Here is an 18,327-nt window from a genome sequence, read left to right as displayed (position 1 = left end):
TGCCCATGGAGGAACTGGAGGTGCCGTGGGAGGAGGATTTCACCACTCAAATCCAGAATCGAGCTCTGCTGGAGCAGATCGAAGCCTACGTTTCCGGCCTGGAGCCCCAGACCCAGGCGGTGTTCCGCCTGCGGCTTTATGGAGAGCAGTCTTTTCCGGAAATCGCCGCCGCGCTGGGTGAGCCGGAGGCAGCGGTGAAATCCCGCTATTACCGCCTGTTGGGGCGGCTGAGAGAGGAGTTTGATCCACATGGATAACTTCTGGGACGAAATTCCCGTGCCCACGGAGGCGGAAAAAGATGCCGCCGTGTGCCAAATCCTGGACGCCGGACTTCCGGCCCGACCGGGACTTTGGCACACATTGACGGAAACTTTTCAGGCAGTGGGCTTGCGAACGCTGTTTTTCGGGGCGGCAGATTGCCTGTTCCTTGCGGTGCTGTTTCTGGTTTTGTGCCTGCTGCCGGCGGCAGCCGCGGCAGCCCGGCAGGGATCTCTGGGCCCGGTACTGTTTCTGCTGTCCCCGGCATTGTACGCCGCCCTGCATTTGCTGACTGCCTGGAAGGAGACACAGTCCGGTACACTGGAGTGGCGGCAGACCTGCCGGATCTCTCTGGGGACTATGACGGCCCTGCGGATGCTGGTGTTCGGAAGTGCGTCGGTGCTGGTGTGCGTGCCGGCCAATTTGCTGCTGTGGTACCTGGCGGGCGGGGAAGTCTCTTTCTTTTGGATGGTGGCCCTGTCCGTTTCCAGCCTGTGTGTATGGGGTGTTGTCCCTTTACTGTCTGCGGCTGCGGGGAATCGCGGGGCTGCTGACAGCCCCGGCAGCCTGGTCAGCTTTGGGGATTGTGCCGCTGCTGTGGGAGCGGGCTGCCCGGTGGCTCAATGGAGTGCCCACCGTGCTGTTCTGCCTGCTCACTGCCGCCGCGTTGGCGTTGTATTTCACGGAACTGCGCCGCTTCTGCCGGCGGTGCGCAGAAGGAGGAAGCATCTATGCTCTCAGTTGAACATGTCACAAAGCAATACGGAAATTTCACGGCTCTGGAGGACATCTCCCTGACCTTTACCCCCGGTGTTTACGGGCTGCTGGGGCCCAACGGCGCCGGAAAGACCACCTTGATGAAAATGCTTGCCACACTGCTGTTTCCCACCAAGGGGCAGATCCTCTGGGATGGGGAAGATATTCTGGCCCTGGGGGCGGACTACCGGGGCCTGCTGGGGTATCTGCCCCAACAGTTTGGATATTATCCCAACTACACGCCCCGGCAGTTTTTGCGGTATGTGGCCGCTCTCCAGTGCGTCCCAAAGCGGAAGGCGGAGGAACACATCAGCCGCCTTTTGGAATTGGTTGGCCTGGGAGCGGACGGGGACCGGAAGCTGAAGAAGTTCTCCGGCGGCATGATCCAGCGGGTGGGCATCGCCTCCGCCATGCTGAACGATCCCCGGCTGCTGATCCTGGACGAGCCCACAGCCGGACTGGATCCCCGGAAGCGGGTGCGGTTCCGAAACCTGATCCACTCCCTGGCGGAAGACCGGATCGTGCTGCTGTCTACCCACATTGTCTCCGACGTAGAGACCATTGCCGGACAGATCGTCATGTTCCGGGACCACCATCTCTACTGCTGCGATACCCCTGCTAATATCTGCGCCCGGCTTCATGGAAAGGTCTTTCAGGTCCCGGCGGGAACGCCTTTGGGACCGGATCAGTTCCTCCTCAGCGAGGGCCAGGGGGAGGTGGGGCCGGTGCTGCGGATCCTGACGGAAAACCCGCCTTCTGGAGCTGCGGCTGTGGTACCGGGGCTGGAGGACGCGTTCCTCGCCATCTACCGGGAGGGACAATCATGAGCCTTGCGGTGTACGAGTGGCGCAAGCTCTTTTCCCTGCCAGCCCTGTGGGCCTTCCTGGCGCTGAGCCTGCTGTTTAACACCTTTCTCATCTGTACCCTCTCGGAGCAGGACCGGGCCTTTTTCAACGATACCTCCGCAGACACCGCCCTCCTGGGCCAGCGGGTGGATCAGGCGTTTTGCGATGGCCTGGCCGCCCTGCCGGAGACGGAGAACCGGGCTGTCCTGCTCCAGTCCGTCACCGGCCTGGAGGACAGCTTTGAGACCTACGACACCGGCATTTTGAAAGATTTCTATACGGCTGTAGTGAAAAATTCCCCAACAGTAGTGTCGTTGGTGGCCTGGAAATACGATGCCCTGTCTGCCCGGGTGAAGCACCTGGCGCAAACAGACGCCGGGATAGATCTGTACGCCGGGCCTGTCACCCAGGGGAGCCATCAGTTCCTTTTCGGAACGCTGATGCGTTCCCTCCTGGGGGAGACGGCCATCGCCGCCATGCTGGGAACGCTGTACCTCCTGGGCTACGAGGGAATGCACCGGACGGAGAGCCTTGCCTGCGCCTCCCGGACCGGGCGGCGGCTGCAGCGGACCAAGGTCCTGGCCGCTCTGGGAGCCTCACTGGTCCTCCTTGCCCTGGTGGCCGTACCCACCCTGGGATTGTACTTTGCCCGATTCGACTACGGCGGCATCTGGGACGCCAGCGTCTCCAGCCAGTTCAACTACCTTTCGGATTTGATGCTGATCCGGCCCTTCCTCACCTGGGGGGACTTCACTGTGGCGGAGTACCTGGCGGCGGCGTTGGTTCTGGGAGCGGCGCTGACGGCGGCATTTTCTCTGCTGGCGTCTCTTTGCGGCACCCTGGTCCGCAGCCCTTATCTGGCGGCGCTGGTGCTGGGACTGCTCTGCTTCGGCGGCCTGGGGCTTACCTCAGCGCTGGGGAATCTGAAGCTGTGGGTGGGATATGTCCTCTCCTGCTTCCAGCCTACCATCGTGTGGCTCTGCTGCGGCGGCTGGTTTACGGAGCTGGGCCTCAACGCGGTGCTGCCCTGGCAGGAGACCATCGCCGTGGGGGCGGATCTGCTGCTGCTCGGCGCCGGGACGGCCCTGGCTCTGCGCCGCTTTCGAAGAAAGGATGTGCTCACATGAGACTTTTGGCGTGGGAACTGCGGAAGATCTGGCGTCCCGGCATCCTGGCGGCCATCTTGCTGCTGGGAGCGGTGTACTACTGGATGTTCCCGGAGTTTTACATCGAATACTTCTGCAACGGTCCTGCTTCTCAGGCCCAGTTCCAGCTGGCTTCCGAGTGGGTGGCGGAATACGGCCCCACCCTGGAGCCGGAGGAACGGGCGGAGCTGGACGGCCAACTGGCGGAGGAGATCCAGGCCTTTGCCCAGCAGATCGCCGGCATCCCGGAGGCTGCCGCAGCGGGCCTGACGGACTACGAGACCTTTGATCAATTTCGGGAGGACTATCTGAACAACGCTCGCGACGGCGGTGATCAGGCGGACATGGACATGGAATATCTGCTGAGCCGGGTGTACGGCGGCACCAACTGGTATGTGATCCGGGAGCTGGAGCAGACCATGGATACCTATGACACCCAGGATGAACATCTGGCCCTGGTCATCTCAAACCGTGAAGAGCAGGGCGATCCGGAGGCCATGATCCTGCGGGAGAAGCAACTGGCCGAACCGGAGAGGGCTCACGGGCTGCTTCCGTTCTCTGTCAAGGAATCCACCCGGGAGTATGGCAGGGATCTGGCGGTGTGGTGTGTTTTGAGCATCGTGCTGCTGCTCTGCCCCACGCTGGTGCGGGACCGGCTGCGGAGGACCCGTGCCATGCAGTGGACCTCCCGCCGGGGACGATCCGTTCTGACCACACAGATGGCGGCTGCCCTGTGCTCCGCACTGGTGCTGACAGCCGTCAATCTCGTGGCTTATGCAATTCCGTTTCTGGCTCAGGAGCCCCTGCGATTTCGCGATTGCGGCCTGGGCGGGATCTGGGAATGGAGCTCGCCCTGGTTTGACTGGACCTACGGGACCTATCTGGTGGTGCTGGCGGGGCTGATCCTGGCGCTGTCTCTGGCGGCTGCCGGATTGACCATGTTCCTCTCCCAATACAGCGGCAGCTACATCGCTATGCTGCTCAAGGCCCTGCCTCTGTTTGCAGCGGTGGGAGCGGCGCTGGGGAGTTGGCTCCTGGACCAGCCCTTCTGCTTCCGGCGTCTCTGGGAGGGCGGCCCCTGGGTGCCCAGAGGAACAGAGGCGGCGGTGGCAGCCGGACTCCTGGCGGTCAGCATCGTTCTCTGTGTCCTGACCTGCCGCCGTCAGAGAAAACGGGAATTGCTTTGAAAGTCAGACCCACATTGGAACAAGTTCCAGACCCCACGCTTTGCCCATTGGGGCAAGGCAAGTTCTTTTCACTGTGCCTCCTTTTCCACCGCAGCCCACGTTGCTGCATGATAAAGCGCACCGGCAGGAAGTTCCCGCCCGGTGCGCTGTTTTACGTTCATTATTGTCCTCACTGTATCTGCACCATGAGGTTTCCCATGGCTTGCGCTGCCTCGTCCTGCTTCCGCCTTTCAGAATTCGCTGATGGAGGATGCCCCCCTGAGTGCGGACGGTGCATGGCCCCGGCTCGGGAAGAGGAGAACAGCCAGGGATTGCGCGGGTATTTGGCGTACTCTTTTTCCAGCAGATCTGCTGCCTCCTGGGGAATGAAGATCTGGAATGGAGTTTTCAGTTTGGGGGCGGGTGACCACGAGATTGCCTGCTTCATCCTTCGTGGCCCGCTTGCCGGCATCATACAGCGATGGTACACTCTTCGTGAAATAAAAAATGATGTTTTCCTGTAAGATTTGCTCTGTAATCCGTAGTATATGGGTGAGGCGGGAAGGAGAGTGAGAGAAAATGGAGGATCAAGCGATCATTACCCTGTTTTTGGACCGGTCGGAACAGGCTATATCAGAACTTTCAAACAAGTATGGAAGGCTTTGCTGTAAAATTGCCGGTAATATCCTGCACAACTCCCTGGATACGGAGGAATGCGTCAACGACACGTATCTGTGCGTGTGGAATTCGGTGCCGCCTCAGCAGCCGAATCCCCTGATGACCTATGTGTGCAGCATCACCCGGAATCTGGCGCTGAAGAAGTATCATGCCAGTGCAGCAGTCAAGCGCAACAGCTACTATGACGTGGCGCTGGAGGAATTGGAAACCTGTCTGTCGGTACCGGATACGGCGGAGACCGCCTTTTCCGCCAAGGAACTGGCGGAGCTGCTGAACCGCTTTTTGGGTGCGTTGGATCGGGAGAACCGGGTGATTTTCCTGCGGCGGTACTGGTATGCGGACTCTGTTTCCGCCATTGCCATTCGGCTGCGCATGAGCGACAATCAGGTGTCCGTCCGGCTCCACCGTATTCGAAAAAAACTGAAGGCCTACTTGAGAAAGGAGGGCGTGCCGGTATGAAACGGGAGGAACTTTCCCAAGCAATCAGCAGCATTGATCCAAAATTCGTTTTGGAGGCGGAGACCTATTCCTGGAAGAAGCGGAGGCTGACGTGGCTTTGGCGGGGGGGAGCAGCTGTTGCCGCCCTTCTGTGCCTGGTGGCCGTTCTGTATGCGCTCCTGCCTCAGCAGCCCGCAGGCCTGTTTACCGTCAAGGCCTATGCCTTGGATCTGGATGAGGATGGTATGGTGGTGCTGCGGGAGGAGGATCTGCTGGAGAAGTCCGACTACTGGGGCGGGTACTGCGACGGAGAGAATTACTACGTGAGCATGGGCTTGCGCTACGAGGGCGAAAACATTGAACGGGTTACCTTTACCACCCAGGAGGGCTTCTTCGCCCAACAGCGGATCACGCCCGACATACCGGAGGAGCAGGTGTCCTCCATCTATGTGGGACCAGAGAACAAGCTGATCGTGTTCGGCGAGGAGTTCACCGTCTCCGGCAGCTCCGTTACCCTGGAGGGCACGGAGATGGAGGAGGGACTGCTGCTGTTCTGGGGCATTCAGGCGCTCAGTGCGGACGATATTCCCAAAAATCCGAACATTACCGCGGAAGCGGTATTCCGGGACGGCGGTACCCAGACTGTGAACGTCTGCCTGGACCTCTCCGGTATGGGTGTTTTCGGCGGAAGTGCGCAGACGGATGACCGGGACGGCATGCCCGTAGCATATCATCAGTCTCAATATTACCGAAACCTGCCCTTGGCGGACTGTGAGCTGGTAGATGAGCAGACAGTAACGGATCTGTACGAATACACGATAGACGGTTATACACTGACCATCCAGGTGCCGGAGCGGGAGTTATTTGACGAGGATGGACAATACAGGGGCCGCCGGCAGCGGATCAGCGGGGCATTCTATCTGCCGGTATTTCAGCTGGAGGAAGACGCCTGTGTGGCACGGCTCTACAAGGTGCCTCAGGAGCTGGAGTACTCCCGGGAGAACGAGGAAAAGCAGCAGGCGGAGCGGGAGAACGCGTCCGTCCCGGACGTTGATTTGCCGGAGGAATCGCCACTGGAGTCGAAGCAGACGGAAAACCCGGAACGGCAGGTGGTGAAGCCGCCCTCTGCGGAGATAACGCCGGAGCAGCCTGCACCGGAGGTTCCTGCGCAAGCGCCCGGTTCCCAGGAGACATCCGGAAACGGAGGCTTTACCGTCCACACCGGGACAGTCAGCGAGGAAATGCGCCTCAAATCCCTGGCGCGGCTTGACTACTATTGCGCGCTTCCCGTTTCGGAGCTGGAACTGATTCATGAAGAACCTGTCACAGATATGTTCACCTACAGGATTGGCGACATCCAAAATGGGCTTCCGATTTCGGAGAACTTGGAGTTTAACGAAGATGGATATTATCTGGACGGTGTTCACAACCATGACGAGGGAACCTTTGTGACCATTCTCTATCGGGACGGCAATGGATCCCTGTGGGGACAGATCTACCGGGTGCCGGAGGAGCTGGTGTATCCGGAGTGAAGGCCGGGGGCGGTTTCTTCCATGTGTGCATCACGATGCAGGGCAGCAGTATCGTCACCAGTATGGCAGAAAGAAGCTATCTGCAGCGCAGAAGGAAGAAGGGCTTTGTGCCAATTCTACTGCTGGTCGATTGCCTTTTCGCACGGTTGACGTTACACTTTCCCCAAGAGGTGATGCACATGAACAAGGAACGGCTGGGCACCTTCATCAGCGATTGCCGCCGTGAACTGGGCCTGACTCAGCAGGAGTTGGCGGAGCAAGTCCATGTGACCAACAAGGCGGTCAGCAAGTGGGAGCGGGGCCTCAGCTACCCGGATGTGACGCTGCTGGAGCCCTTGGCATCAGCCCTGGGGCTGAGGGTGGAGGAGCTGATGGCCTGCCGGCGGCGGGCTGTCCCTAGCGGAGAGGAGGACCCCATGAAGAACTTACTGACCATTTCCGATGACAGCCTTCGTCGGGAACGCCGGCGGTCCTGGAGCCGTGTGGGGGCGGTGCTGGCGCTGGTGATCGCAGCGGCCCTGGTGATCGCTTACAGCGCCCTGTACGTGACGGAGACCCGTACCCAGGAACTAGTGCTGAAGGAGACCGTGGACGGAGTCAACTACTTCTACGTTCAGGAGGGGGACCACCTGCTGAAGCTCCGGTGTGAGGGAGACGTGGACTTTGACGGCACCGTGATGGAGGACGGGTACGGAGAGGTGGTCTATGCGCTGGAGTGCCGCTGGAACCGGCTGACTTATGAGGGCACCGTTACCGCCTGTGCCGAAACCGGCATGATGGGTATTGGCCGCGAGATGAACCAGGTGGGAAGCGCCATGGGCCTGGACTACAATATGGAGACCCGGGACGCCCTGTTCGGCTATTACAACGCGACGGTCGAGTACAGGCACATTTACCCTTACCCCATTGGGGACGGTTTTCTCTTCACCTACAACTTCTGGCGGGGAGATGGGGAGACCTGGAACGCGGAGCTGCTGGTGACGGTGCGGGACTGCCTGACTTTTACCACGGCGGACTGGGACGGTGACGGCGTCACGGAGCTGCTGGTCCGCACCCGCTGGCCGGAGAAACCTTACACAGTCTACGACATGGTGGATGGGGCTGTTACGGAGACCTGGCCGGACACCCTGGACCCGGAATTTACCGAGCATCTGCTGACGGCATCGGAGCGGCAGGAGCGATTGCAGGAGCAGCTGCGCCGGGAGGGCGTGGATCTGGAGACGGAACGGGCAGCCTCTGACGACTTCGTCCTGTAACAAGAAAGGAGATGCACTATGGAACAGACCATCATGACCGGGCCCTGGCGGATGTGGGTTTGCCCGGAGCGGAAGATCGTTTCCTTCCATCCTGAGAACGGCTTCCATTTTTTGGAGTTCCAGAGCCGGGAGCTGTTCCTGCGGTGTGTGGATCGCTATACCGGGGAGCGGTATCGCTACCAGTGAGGCTGACATTCCGACGAATCTTTCCCGCGGCGAAGGGATTTCCGCAGTGATGGAAAGCGTGTGCCAGCCACATGCGCGCCATACTTTGATAGGCTCCGTGAACCATATTTGAAAGGGGAAAATTTTGCTGTGGCCAGGGAAATTCGCGGGATGATGCTTGCGGCGCTGATCATGTTGCCTGGATGTACAGATGGTGCTGAGGCTTCCCCGCAGCAGGACCAGGAATCGTCGGTTTCCACCCAGGATGATGGGACCGTAGAAATATTTGAATACGGAGCGCTTTCTGTGGAAGTAACAGGCGTGGAAGAAAAGCGGCTGGGCAGTACATTCGATGGCCAGGAGACTTGGAAGTATGACATCTATGTTGTTCGTCCTGAAGCAACTGTGGAGATTTTAAATGCCGGAACATTCCTGGATTCGGAAACCGGGGCGCCCTATGCCAACTGCGCCCGGTTTCCTTCATTCTTGGGAGAAAGAAACGATCGTCTCACCAATACGAAGCGCTACGGCTTGTTCCACTGCCACCGGCAGGTTCCAGTTGTAGGCGGAATACCAGTTGCTCTTATCCGCCTCACCTGTCCAGGTGCCATGTCCTCTGGAGCCGGAAATCTCCGATCCGTCCGCCAGGATCAGCGCTACATCCGCCCACAGCCTGTACCCGGAGAATTGAGGCTGACATACCAATTTGACCCCTGTAGATGTAATTCGGATCTCTTCAAACTCTACGGTGTCCTGGCCTTCTAACCCTTCCACAGGCAATGTAATATGCTCCAAGACCACGGGTGCCGAGGCTGTTGTCTTGTCCAGCGAGAAGGAGAGATTCCACTGGCCCTCCCAGACCAGATCCCGCTCCATCTTCAGGTTCTCCAGCTGGAGCTGATAGGTTCCTCCTTGAGTCAAATCCGCAGTGGGATTCAGGCACTGATACCGGAGTAAGATCTGCAAGCTGCCGTCAGTCAAAATCTGACACTGCTCCGTTGTGACTCCGCTGCTTACGGTGATCCCCAGTTCAGAAAACTCCTTTTTCGGGGCTCCCAGCAGCTCCCCCCGTCCAAAGGAGTATCTCTTTCCGGCTTCATAGTTTCCGGTGACATGCACCAGCATCCAGAGCGTATCTTCTCCGGCAGTAACGGAGTCCAGTGACACGGTTACGGTTGGATCCGGGGATGCTGCCGGGGCTTGCCCGGCAGACGGGGACTGCGTTGTATCCGGAGCTTCCGGATTGTCCGCTGTCTGGGCGGGGATATCGTTGGGGGATGTTGTCTCAGAGAAAGTATTTTCCGATCCATCCTCCATATTTGACGTTGCATCTACGGACTGGGTCAGGCTGTTCATGACTTCTTCCTGCTGCGCATTCATGAGTTCTTCCCCGGTAGCTTCTTCCCAGTATTGCCGGAACCAGTCCTGAAGGTGGGGCATATTGACTGCCAAAGCAGTCCCGGCCAGAAGCAGGGCAATCACTGCGGCAATCAGGACAAATTTTGGGATGCGTCTGCATAGGTCTTGTTTTTCACGTTTGGTCATGTCTAACACCTCTGCTTTCAACCTCTCGGAGGCGGTGACATGATCGAATGCTTCCTGATATGGAGTTCTCATTGGTCACCCTCCTCCAGTTGTGATTTCAGTTTCTCGCGGGCCCTGGCCAGTCTGGTTCTGACGGTGGATGGGTTGAGTTTGAGCAGTTCCCCGACTTCTTTGACGGAATATCCCTCATAGTGGTAGAGATACAGCGGGATGCGGTACTTTTTCGGGAGGCGCATGATCTCCTCCAGTACCCCCTGATACTCGGTTTCCGACACGTATGTTTCCGGTATATCAGCAAGGGAAACAAAGGGGAAGTGCCATGACGGCCGGGAGAGATCCTTGCAGACGTTCAATGTCACCCGGACCAACCAGTGCCGCAGATGGGCTTCCTCTGTTGGTACGGATTCTGCTTTCCACAGCCGCAGCATCACCTCCTGCGCCGCGTCCTCAGCATCGTGGACACAGCCGAACCAGTTTAAGGCAATGCGGTAGACCATATTCAGATATTGCTCTGCTGCCGCATTGAATTCCTGCTCTGTCCGCATAGCGCTCTGTCTCCTGTCCTGATTTTCTTGAAAAGCTTTTCACTTATAATACCTCCGGAAAATCGGAAAAGTCCCAAAAAATATAAATCATGATGTGATAAGGCTTGTTCTTTCGTGAACAGCTCAACCGTTTCCCGGGAAATAAAACTTTTGGGGATGGCGTTTTCTGTTTTGGACCCTGTTATCGCAGAAGACTGTCCGCCATCTCCCGTCCCTGAACCTGTGGAACGACATCCCTGCCTCCGAAAATCCTGAGCAGGCGTTCTTTGGCAGCCGGCTCCATGGAGCAGGAGCGGGGCCTGCCATGCGTCAAGGAGCCGGGCTGCTGCCCGGCTCCTTGACGTCCTGATTAGTAGGATTTTCCGCATTGCACGGTTTTGTACTTGAGCCGCTTTTGCCCCCTGGGAGAGCCAAGCGCTGCGCCTTAGGAGCATGGCCTGAAGTGGGGATATCCGAGCTGTCAAGCCACGATTCGGCGGTAGGAACGGGCAGTCAGTCCGTACACCAGGGCGTAGATGCCGCAGAACACCGCAAAGGTGCCTGCCGTGCACAGGGCGTATCGGGCGGTGCTGGTCAGCTGGAACAGTGCCAGCAGCTTGGACACCATGGGATAGGCCGCTGCCGTGTGGATGCCCGCCATGCCCAGGGGCAGGAAGAATACCAGCAGAATCTGGCTGTGGATGGAGGCGCGAACTTCCCGATCCGTCATGCCCACCTGGCGCATGATGGCATAGCGCCGCTGGTCCTCATACCCCTCGGAGATCTGCTTGTAGTAGATGATGAGGGCCGTAGCCAGCAGGAACAGCAGTCCCAGGAAGACACCCAGGAATAAAAACCCGCCGTACATGGTATAGAGGGTGGCGGTGTTGTCCTGGCGGCTGTTGACGGTGATGCCCTCGCCGGAAATGCCGCCCAGGAGCTCCCAGGACAGGTCAAGTTTTTCCTCCTCCGTACCGTCCAGATTCATCTGGATCAGGAATTCCTCGGAGAAATGGTCTCCGGAAGGCTGTGCCATGACATCTTCCAGCACCGACCGGCCTGACACCACCAGCGTCACCCATGAGACCTCGCTGCTGACAAGGGTGTTGCCGTTGACCGGCAGATCAGCCTCCAGCCGCTGTGCCACATGAAAGGGCAGGGAACCGATGTAGAAGGTGTCCGGCAGATCAAGCCCCTGGGTATAGACCAGCACCTGATCTGCCTCCAGTTGAGCCTCCAGACCGGTGCAGCGGATGTAATCCTCTTCCGTTACCAGCCGCAGACGGACCTCGGGGCCCGTCTCCCACTGGAGGGTATTGCCGCTGTACCAGCACTGGCCCTCCACCAGGTTGAGCCAACCGAAATGAGACGCAGTTCGGCCGGAGGCGGCGAGAATCTCTTCCACCTGATCCAGAACGTCTCCTGACACAGGAAGTTCCACATTTTCGTCGTAGCCGGTGAGGCGCTGGGCCACCTGGATGTCATAGGGGTACATCTGATCCAATGTCTCTTCACAGCTTAGGTAAAGGGTGACGGTGGTGGACACGGTTACCAGCACCATGGTGGAGAGGATGCAGATATTGGCAAGGCCCACGGCATTTTGCTTCATCCGGTGCAGCAATCCTGCCACCGCGGTGAAGTGCCGGGTCTGATAGTAGTAGCCGGGGTTGGAGCGAAGAGCCTTCAGCACAGCCACGGATCCAGCGGTGAACAGGCAGTAGGTGCCGATCATCACCAGCACCACCGCCAGGAAGAACAGGGCCAGGGCTTCCGTAGGCTGCCGGACTTTCCAGGAGAGGAAGTACCCTCCTCCTAAAGTCAGCAGGCCAAAGACCACCAGCAGCCGCTTCGTCCGGGGCTCCCGCTCTCCGGCGGACTCACTGTGGAGCAGTTCCACGGGCCTGGCCCGGCCGATACGGACCAGGTTGCACACCAATGTTAGGGCAAAGAGGGCCGCAAAGAGAGCAACGGTGGAGAAAATAGCGCTCACGCTGATCTCGAAGCCAAACTCCACCGGCAGCCGGGAGAGCTGCAGCAACAGCAGCAGCGTTAGCTTGCTGAAGAGGATCCCGGCGGCGATGCCGCCTGCAATGGCGGCCAGGGCGCAGTAGAGGGCCTCCCACAGGCACAGCAGGGCGATATGCCGCTTTTCCAAGCCCAGGATGTTATAGAGACCCAGCTCCCGCTGCCGCCGCTTCATGACAAAGCTGTTGGCGTAGAGCAGCAGCACGGCGGAAAACAGCGCTACCACGATACACCCCAGGTACATCAGGCTCTGGAGGTACCCGGCGCCCCGGACGGATGCCACAATGTCGCTTTCCGTCAGGTAGCGGAGAATATAGAACATGGAGGCGGTACCGCCGCAGGAGAGCAGGTACGGCCCGTAGTACCGGCTGTTGCGCAGCAGGTTCACCAGGGCCAGCCGGGGAAAGAAACTGGACTTACGCATGGGAGCTTCCTCCCTCCGCCAAAACCGTCAGGGTGTCGGAGATACGGCGGAACTGGCTCTCCCGGCTCTCACTGCCCCGGTAGAGCTGGTGGTACACCTCCCCGTCCCGGAGAAACAGCACCCGTCCGGCGTGGCTGGCAGCCTTCACCGAGTGGGTCACCATCAAAATGGTCTGGCCGCCGGCGTTCACCTCTCCGAACAGATCCAGCAGATTGTCCGAGGCCCGGGAGTCCAGGGCGCCGGTGGGTTCGTCCGCCAGGATGATCTGAGGGTCGGTGATGAGGGCCCGGGCCACGGCGGCCCGCTGCTTCTGGCCGCCGGAGACCTCATAGGGGTATTTGGCCAGAAGATCCGTGATTCCCAGCTGCTCCGCGATGGGTAAGAGCCGCTTGCGCATGGTCGGGTAATCCATCCCTGCCAGGACCAGCGGCAAAAAAATGTTGTCCTGGAGAGAGAAGGTGTCCAGCAGGTTGAAGTCCTGGAACACGAAGCCCAGGTGGGATCGGCGGAAGGCAGCCAGATCCCGCTCCCGGATGTCGGAGAGGGCCTTGCCGTTCAAAAAGACTTCCCCGGCGGTAGGGCGATCCAGGGCGGCCAGAATGTTCAAAAGCGTGGTCTTTCCGGAACCGGACTCCCCCATGATGGCCACGTACTCTCCCGGCTCCACGGAGAAATTCACGTTGGACAATGCCTGAACCTGGTTGCCGCCGAAGCGGGTGGTGTAGATTTTCTGCAGATGCTGCACTTCCAGCAGTGCCATAAAACATGCCTCCTTGCTTGGGATGGCCCCAGTATAGCAAGGGAGCCGGGCTGCCCGCCATGGTTTTGGCTTACAGTCCGGCTCCGTATCTTACAGTTTTGTAAGGGATCACTCCATGGTCCACTGTTTCCGGCTCAGATCAAGCCGGGCGATGGTGCCCTGTCCCGGCCGGGAGACAATGGTCAGGCCGTGACCCAGCTTCTCCGTCACCCGGCGGCACAGGTACAGCCCGATTCCGGTGGACTTTTGCCCGGTGCGTCCGTTGTAGCCGGTGAAGCCCTTCTCAAAGACCCGGGGCAGATCCTCCTCCCGGATGCCGATGCCGGTGTCGGCGATCACCAATGTCTCCCCGTCGCCGTAAATGCGGACGGTGCCTCCGGCTGGCGTGTATTTCAGGGCGTTGGATAAAAGCTGCTCCACCACGAAGCTCAGCCACTTGCCGTCGGTTACCACTTTGCGGCCGGTTTCCCGGAAGTCCAACGTGATGTGTTTGAGAATGAACAGCCGGGCGAATTTCCGCACCGCCTGACGGATCAGAATGTCCAGCTCCGTGTCCTGAAAGACATAGTCGGTGGAGTCGCTGTCCAGCCGCAGGTAGCCGAGAACCATGTCTACATACTGCCCGATTTTCAGGAGTTCCGCCTCCAGCGGCTCCCGGGGCGGGGGGTCCTCCTGCAGCAGAAGACTGGCCGCGGCCATGGGGGTTTTGATCTGGTGGGCCCAGAGGGTGTAGTAGTCGGTCATGTCCTCCAGCTTGTCCCGCTCCCGGGCCAAGAGCTTGGCCCGGTGGGAGGCCACCGCCGTCAGCAGCGCCTGGTAGTCCGCTTCCAGCAGATCCCCGGCAGGGGGGAGGGGCAGCACCGGCTCCTCCGCCCGGTCCAGTAACCGCTGCAGCTCCCGGTGCCGGGTGTAAAACCGCCGGAAGCCCAGCAGGAACAGGATAATCCCCAGCACCACGCACAGCGCCGCCCCATACCCCACCGCCTCCACCGGCAGGTCGTACAGGGAGAACACAGCCGCAAACACTGCGGCGATCCCCACCAGCAACAGCAGCAGCTTCCACTGCCGCTTCAGATATGCCCAAAGCACCATGGATCACTCCTCCACCAGATAGCCCGTACCCTTGCGGGTGTGGATCAAGTCCGGAAGCCCCGCCGCCTCCAGCTTCCGCCGCAGACGGCCCACGTTGACGGTGAGGGTGTTTTCATCCACGAAACTGTCGGACTCCCACAGCCTGGTCATCAATGCCTCCCGGCTGACGGTCTGGCCCTTGCGCTCCAGCAGCATCTGTAAAATGCGGAATTCGTTGCGCGTCAGCTCCACCCGCTGCCCGGCCACAGTCAGCGTCCCGTCGGACACGTTCAGCACTGCCCCTCCGCACTGGAGCAGCTGCGCCGGCGGGCCGAAGTCATAGGCCCGGCGCAGCATAGCCTGGATCTTGGCGGAGAGGACCTGCAGGTCAAAGGGCTTGGAGAGCAGGTCGTCCCCGCCCAGCTGCATGGCCATGACGGTATGGATGCTGTCTCCTGCGGAGGTCAAAAATAAAATGGGCACCTTGGAGACCTTACGGATCTCCTGGCACCAGTGGTAGCCATTGAAAAAGGGCAGGGAGATATCCAGCAGGACCAGCTGGGGGTCAAAGGCGGCGAATTCCTGGAGCACCCGGTCAAATTCCCGGGCGCAGCGGACGGTGTAGCCCCACCCCTCCAGGTGCCGGGCCACAGCCCCTGCGATGACATCGTCGTCTTCCACCACAAAAATACGATACATGGCTCTACCTCCTTGATAGGAAAAAGCCTACCATCCTGTGATGGGATTGTCAATGACGGTGGGGGGATGCCGGGTGTGCTGCAGACGCAAGGACATCACCCTGCTATGATAGCGCCCCGCCACTTGAACGTGTCGAACCAGTACCGGTTTCCGATAAAAGTTAGGCGCTCGGTGGTTGTTCCTTCCAAACGATCCTCATATTGAATATCAAAATGGAGAAAGATCGTCCTTCCCTCCCATTCTGCCTCCTGTGTTCCAGGTACAGCGGAAATAGAGAGGATGTCGTCTTTTTTTGAAGAGGCGTTCAGATAATTCTGAACCAATTCATCGCCATAAATATTGAAAATATGCGTGGCATAGCCCCCTGCGCAGGCACCCGCATCCCAGTCCACAGGTAAAGTGGCGATCCGAATGATTCCGCCTATCACAAGACACAATGCGGCGGAAACGATGATGCCGGCAACATGCTTTTTCTTCCATTTGAAGCGGCGCTTCGCGGGCCTTTTAGTGGGAACGGGATCTTCCGTTTTCCCGGTTGCAAGATATTCAACAGAAACATGGAACAGCTCGGCCAGCTTGATTAGGTTTCCTGTGTCGGGATGGGTCAAGTCCTGTTCCCATTTTGATACGGCTTGCCGGCTGACACCCAGCTTTTCCGCAAGATACTCTTGGGAAACACGATGTTGTTTTCGCAGTTCAGCAATCCTGGCCCCTATGCTCATTTGCATCACCTCTGCCCCAATTATAAAGAAAATCCCGAATATTTGCCATCAACTATTTGTCAACTTTGGGTTGCACAGCGCAATAGGAGGATTTTTTGCGGCATAGATCTCCCGGATGACGGCTATAGCGGGAATGGCCGCCGTGAAAACACGGAGGCCATTCCTGCTGTTCCGGCAGCAGCGCCGGTTTTTATCCGATGCCCAGTTTGCGGCACACGCTGCGGCGGGTGAGCCGATAGACCCCATAGAGCACCGCGGACACGGCGGCGATCAGCAGCAGACAGATGCCAAGCCCGGCCACCTCGCCCGTAGTCAGGCGATTGTCGTTGAAGTACATGATCATGGTATAGAAGGCGTAGATCAGGGCGGTGCCGGTCACCATGGGAACCAGGAACACACGGCGTACCTGGCTGCGGGCGGAATGGAACAGATATTCCCTTGGGGAACCCAGGCGGCGCAGGTCGTCATAGACCCGCCGGTTTGTAATGGCAATGGTGAGGCAGCGGGTGAAGGCGATGACAATCACAGCGGAAAAGCAGACAATGGCGATAAAGAGGAAGAGCATCAGGAATACCGCTGTGGTCTTGACGAAGTCCGCCTTATCCAGCACCCGGAATTGGGGCATGTACTGCCAGTAGAGGCGGAAGTTGGAACTGTCCCGTTGGCCGTAGTCGATGGAGGGAAAGCCGTACTTCTCGCAGGTCTCCGGATCCAGAAAGTACTCCCCTGTCTCGGCAAGTTCGATCTCCCGCGCAATGGGATCGAAACTGTCGTACAGTGCAACTTCCGGACCGGAGCGGTCCACGATCTCATAAAAGAGAGCCTTGGCAAAATCGTAGGTCTCTTGGTCATTCTCCACGTTGAAGAACACCATTTCCTCCCGCCAGTCGTCGGGAAGACTGGCGGTCATCTCCTTGTAGTCGGCGTCGTCCACCACATAACGGCCAAAGAGAAGGTCATTGCGCAGATCTTCCACCATGGTCACCGGCCAGCGCTCCCCGGTGAAGGGGTTGGTGACCAGGGAGACTTCTCCGCCGAAAACACCCTGGCCGTCGCCGGTGGCGTCCATAATTCCGGCGATCTCCCCGGGCTGCAGGTTCAGATCTTCTCCGGTAAGGGCGTTGTAGGCGGATTCGGAGAGGAAAAGGTCGGATTTGGCCTGCTCATAGTAGACGCTCTCCCAGGTGGTGCCCAGAGATCCCTCGGTCTCCACTTGCCTGGTTCCGTCCACTGCCAGCCGGGCCATGGGGGCCTGGGCCCAGGAGGTAATGGAAACGTTATATTCCTCCGCCAGAGCGCGTACTTCACCCTCCTGGGGGATGTCCTGGTCGGCGCGGAAGTGATAGGCATAGTCCACCGGCCGGGCGTCGTAGCCCATCATGGCGCCGGTGCCCAGCATGGGGGCGTAAAAGGTGGCGAAGTAAGCCCCGGCGATGAGTACCGTCATCACCAGCATATTCCGCACGGTCTGCCGGCCCTGAAAACGCATCTGGGACACAGAGATCATATCCTGATACTTACGCCGCTTGCCGCCCCAGCCGTTGGCTACGGTGTGAAGCAGAATCATATACAGTCCTACCAGGGCGGGCAGGTAGAAAACAGCGGTGAGCCCCTCCGGAGGGTACCAGTGAAGGCCCCGGACAAACACGGTGGGGGCGATGTAGCCGCAGAAACCGCCCACAGCCAGCAGAATCATCCCTACCCAGCCGTACCAGTGCTTCACCTCGCGGATGGGTTCGGATTTGTGGGACTCCTGAACTACGTCCATGATGTTGGTCTTGCGGATAGACCGGCCCCCCAGGAAAAAGAGCATGGCAGTCACATAAGCGGAAAAGGCCAGGGCGTAGGTGTAGGCTGCCGGGTCAAAGGTAAGGGACATCTCCTCCGTGTCCACCACCAGTGCCCGGAACACCTGCCACAGCCCCCAGGCCAGAGGGCCGCCCAGAATAGCCCCAGCGGCGCAGGCGCCCAGGGAGATGATGGCCAGATCCCGGCGCAGTTCTCGTTTCAGCTGCTTTCGGGAAGCCCCCAGAGCCAGGAACACGCCGGTTTCCCGGGATTTCTGCCGGAAAAAGAGGCCGGCAGCGTAGGTGGTGAACACGGCGCATCCGATGACGGCTAGAACAAAAATCATCATCACCTGCTTGCGGCTGTCTCCACCCTCCGGCAGCACTGAGAGAATGGTGGGGGAGCGCATCATGCACACATAGGCGGTGATCAGCAGCACGGAGAAAAAGCAGCAGCCGGTGAGCAGGGCGTATTGTCCCTTGTTTTTTCGCCGCAGGGCGGCGTACACCTGAGTAAATGTCTTCATGGTC

At 59.2% G+C, this 18,327-nt stretch carries 18 protein-coding genes; 9 read left to right on the top strand and 9 right to left on the bottom strand.

Annotated elements, in window-relative coordinates; genetic code table 11:
• The first annotated feature begins 20 nt into the window (after positions 1 to 20).
• Genes ACT67G_RS02510 through ACT67G_RS02490 form a run of 5 tightly spaced genes read left to right on the top strand, consistent with a single transcriptional unit; the run spans position 21 to position 4,191 of the window.
• The gene (locus tag ACT67G_RS02510) at positions 21 to 257 is read left to right on the top strand and encodes an RNA polymerase sigma factor (RefSeq protein WP_443662883.1); all 237 of its coding nucleotides are present in this window, start codon (positions 21 to 23) and stop codon (positions 255 to 257) included.
• Positions 250 to 1,056, top strand: a complete 807-nt coding sequence (locus tag ACT67G_RS02505; protein WP_443662882.1) for a hypothetical protein — start codon at positions 250 to 252, stop codon at positions 1,054 to 1,056. Before ACT67G_RS02510 ends, ACT67G_RS02505 begins: the two co-directional genes overlap by 8 nt.
• Positions 990 to 1,841 carry an ABC transporter ATP-binding protein gene (locus ACT67G_RS02500; protein ID WP_443662881.1) on the top strand — a complete coding sequence of 284 codons (852 nt, stop codon included), beginning with the start codon at positions 990 to 992 and terminating at the stop codon, positions 1,839 to 1,841. The genes ACT67G_RS02505 and ACT67G_RS02500 overlap by 67 nt, the downstream gene beginning before the upstream one ends.
• Positions 1,838 to 2,986: a hypothetical protein gene (locus tag ACT67G_RS02495; protein WP_443662880.1), complete on the top strand. Its 1,149-nt coding sequence runs from the start codon at positions 1,838 to 1,840 to the stop codon at positions 2,984 to 2,986. Before ACT67G_RS02500 ends, ACT67G_RS02495 begins: the two co-directional genes overlap by 4 nt.
• Positions 2,983 to 4,191 carry a hypothetical protein gene (locus ACT67G_RS02490; RefSeq protein WP_443662879.1) on the top strand — a complete coding sequence of 403 codons (1,209 nt, stop codon included), beginning with the start codon at positions 2,983 to 2,985 and terminating at the stop codon, positions 4,189 to 4,191. Before ACT67G_RS02495 ends, ACT67G_RS02490 begins: the two co-directional genes overlap by 4 nt.
• Positions 4,192 to 4,360: 169 nt before the next feature.
• Here the strand turns inward: ACT67G_RS02490 and ACT67G_RS02485 are convergent, their stop codons facing one another.
• Positions 4,361 to 4,618: a hypothetical protein gene (locus ACT67G_RS02485; RefSeq protein WP_443662878.1), complete on the bottom strand. Its 258-nt coding sequence runs from the start codon at positions 4,616 to 4,618 to the stop codon at positions 4,361 to 4,363.
• 131 nt (positions 4,619 to 4,749) lie between these two features.
• Here ACT67G_RS02485 and ACT67G_RS02480 point away from each other — a divergent pair, with 131 nt between their 5' ends.
• The 4 genes from ACT67G_RS02480 (at position 4,750) to ACT67G_RS02465 (ending at position 8,260) form a co-directional block, all read left to right on the top strand.
• Positions 4,750 to 5,307: an RNA polymerase sigma factor gene (locus ACT67G_RS02480; protein WP_443662877.1), complete on the top strand. Its 558-nt coding sequence runs from the start codon at positions 4,750 to 4,752 to the stop codon at positions 5,305 to 5,307.
• A complete protein-coding gene (locus tag ACT67G_RS02475; protein ID WP_443662876.1) occupies positions 5,304 to 6,818 on the top strand; it encodes a hypothetical protein in 1,515 nt (504 codons plus the stop codon). Before ACT67G_RS02480 ends, ACT67G_RS02475 begins: the two co-directional genes overlap by 4 nt.
• 179 nt (positions 6,819 to 6,997) lie before the next feature.
• Complete coding sequence (locus ACT67G_RS02470) at positions 6,998 to 8,074, top strand: helix-turn-helix domain-containing protein (protein WP_443662875.1); 1,077 nt, start codon at positions 6,998 to 7,000, stop codon at positions 8,072 to 8,074.
• An 18-nt stretch (positions 8,075 to 8,092) separates the two neighbouring features.
• Positions 8,093 to 8,260 carry a hypothetical protein gene (locus ACT67G_RS02465; RefSeq protein WP_443662874.1) on the top strand — a complete coding sequence of 56 codons (168 nt, stop codon included), beginning with the start codon at positions 8,093 to 8,095 and terminating at the stop codon, positions 8,258 to 8,260.
• A gap of 459 nt (positions 8,261 to 8,719) precedes the next feature.
• Here ACT67G_RS02465 and ACT67G_RS02460 read toward each other — a convergent pair whose 3' ends face one another.
• From ACT67G_RS02460 to ACT67G_RS02425, 8 genes are all read right to left on the bottom strand, one after another.
• Positions 8,720 to 9,856, bottom strand: a complete 1,137-nt coding sequence (locus ACT67G_RS02460) for a hypothetical protein (RefSeq protein WP_443662873.1) — start codon at positions 9,854 to 9,856, stop codon at positions 8,720 to 8,722.
• The gene (locus tag ACT67G_RS02455) at positions 9,853 to 10,329 is read right to left on the bottom strand and encodes an RNA polymerase sigma factor (RefSeq protein WP_325245525.1); all 477 of its coding nucleotides are present in this window, start codon (positions 10,327 to 10,329) and stop codon (positions 9,853 to 9,855) included. Before ACT67G_RS02455 ends, ACT67G_RS02460 begins: the two co-directional genes overlap by 4 nt.
• Before the next feature lie 460 nt (positions 10,330 to 10,789).
• A complete protein-coding gene (locus tag ACT67G_RS02450; protein WP_443662872.1) occupies positions 10,790 to 12,757 on the bottom strand; it encodes an FtsX-like permease family protein in 1,968 nt (655 codons plus the stop codon).
• Complete coding sequence (locus ACT67G_RS02445; protein ID WP_325245521.1) at positions 12,750 to 13,517, bottom strand: ABC transporter ATP-binding protein; 768 nt, start codon at positions 13,515 to 13,517, stop codon at positions 12,750 to 12,752. Before ACT67G_RS02445 ends, ACT67G_RS02450 begins: the two co-directional genes overlap by 8 nt.
• Before the next feature lie 108 nt (positions 13,518 to 13,625).
• Positions 13,626 to 14,609: a sensor histidine kinase gene (locus tag ACT67G_RS02440; protein ID WP_443662871.1), complete on the bottom strand. Its 984-nt coding sequence runs from the start codon at positions 14,607 to 14,609 to the stop codon at positions 13,626 to 13,628.
• Between the two features lie 3 nt (positions 14,610 to 14,612).
• Entirely contained in the window at positions 14,613 to 15,287 is a 675-nt protein-coding gene (locus ACT67G_RS02435) for a response regulator transcription factor (protein WP_443662870.1), read from the bottom strand.
• A gap of 95 nt (positions 15,288 to 15,382) precedes the next feature.
• Positions 15,383 to 16,009 (bottom strand): helix-turn-helix domain-containing protein, encoded by a 627-nt coding sequence (locus ACT67G_RS02430; RefSeq protein ID WP_443662869.1) that lies wholly within the window; start codon positions 16,007 to 16,009, stop codon positions 15,383 to 15,385.
• Between the two features lie 190 nt (positions 16,010 to 16,199).
• The gene (locus tag ACT67G_RS02425) at positions 16,200 to 18,323 is read right to left on the bottom strand and encodes an FtsX-like permease family protein (protein WP_443662868.1); all 2,124 of its coding nucleotides are present in this window, start codon (positions 18,321 to 18,323) and stop codon (positions 16,200 to 16,202) included.
• Positions 18,324 to 18,327 lie beyond the last annotated feature (4 nt).

The organism is Dysosmobacter sp., assembly GCF_052306735.1.
Lineage (GTDB): Bacteria > Bacillota > Clostridia > Oscillospirales > Oscillospiraceae > Oscillibacter.
This window is presented reverse-complemented; position numbering and strand designations above follow the sequence as displayed.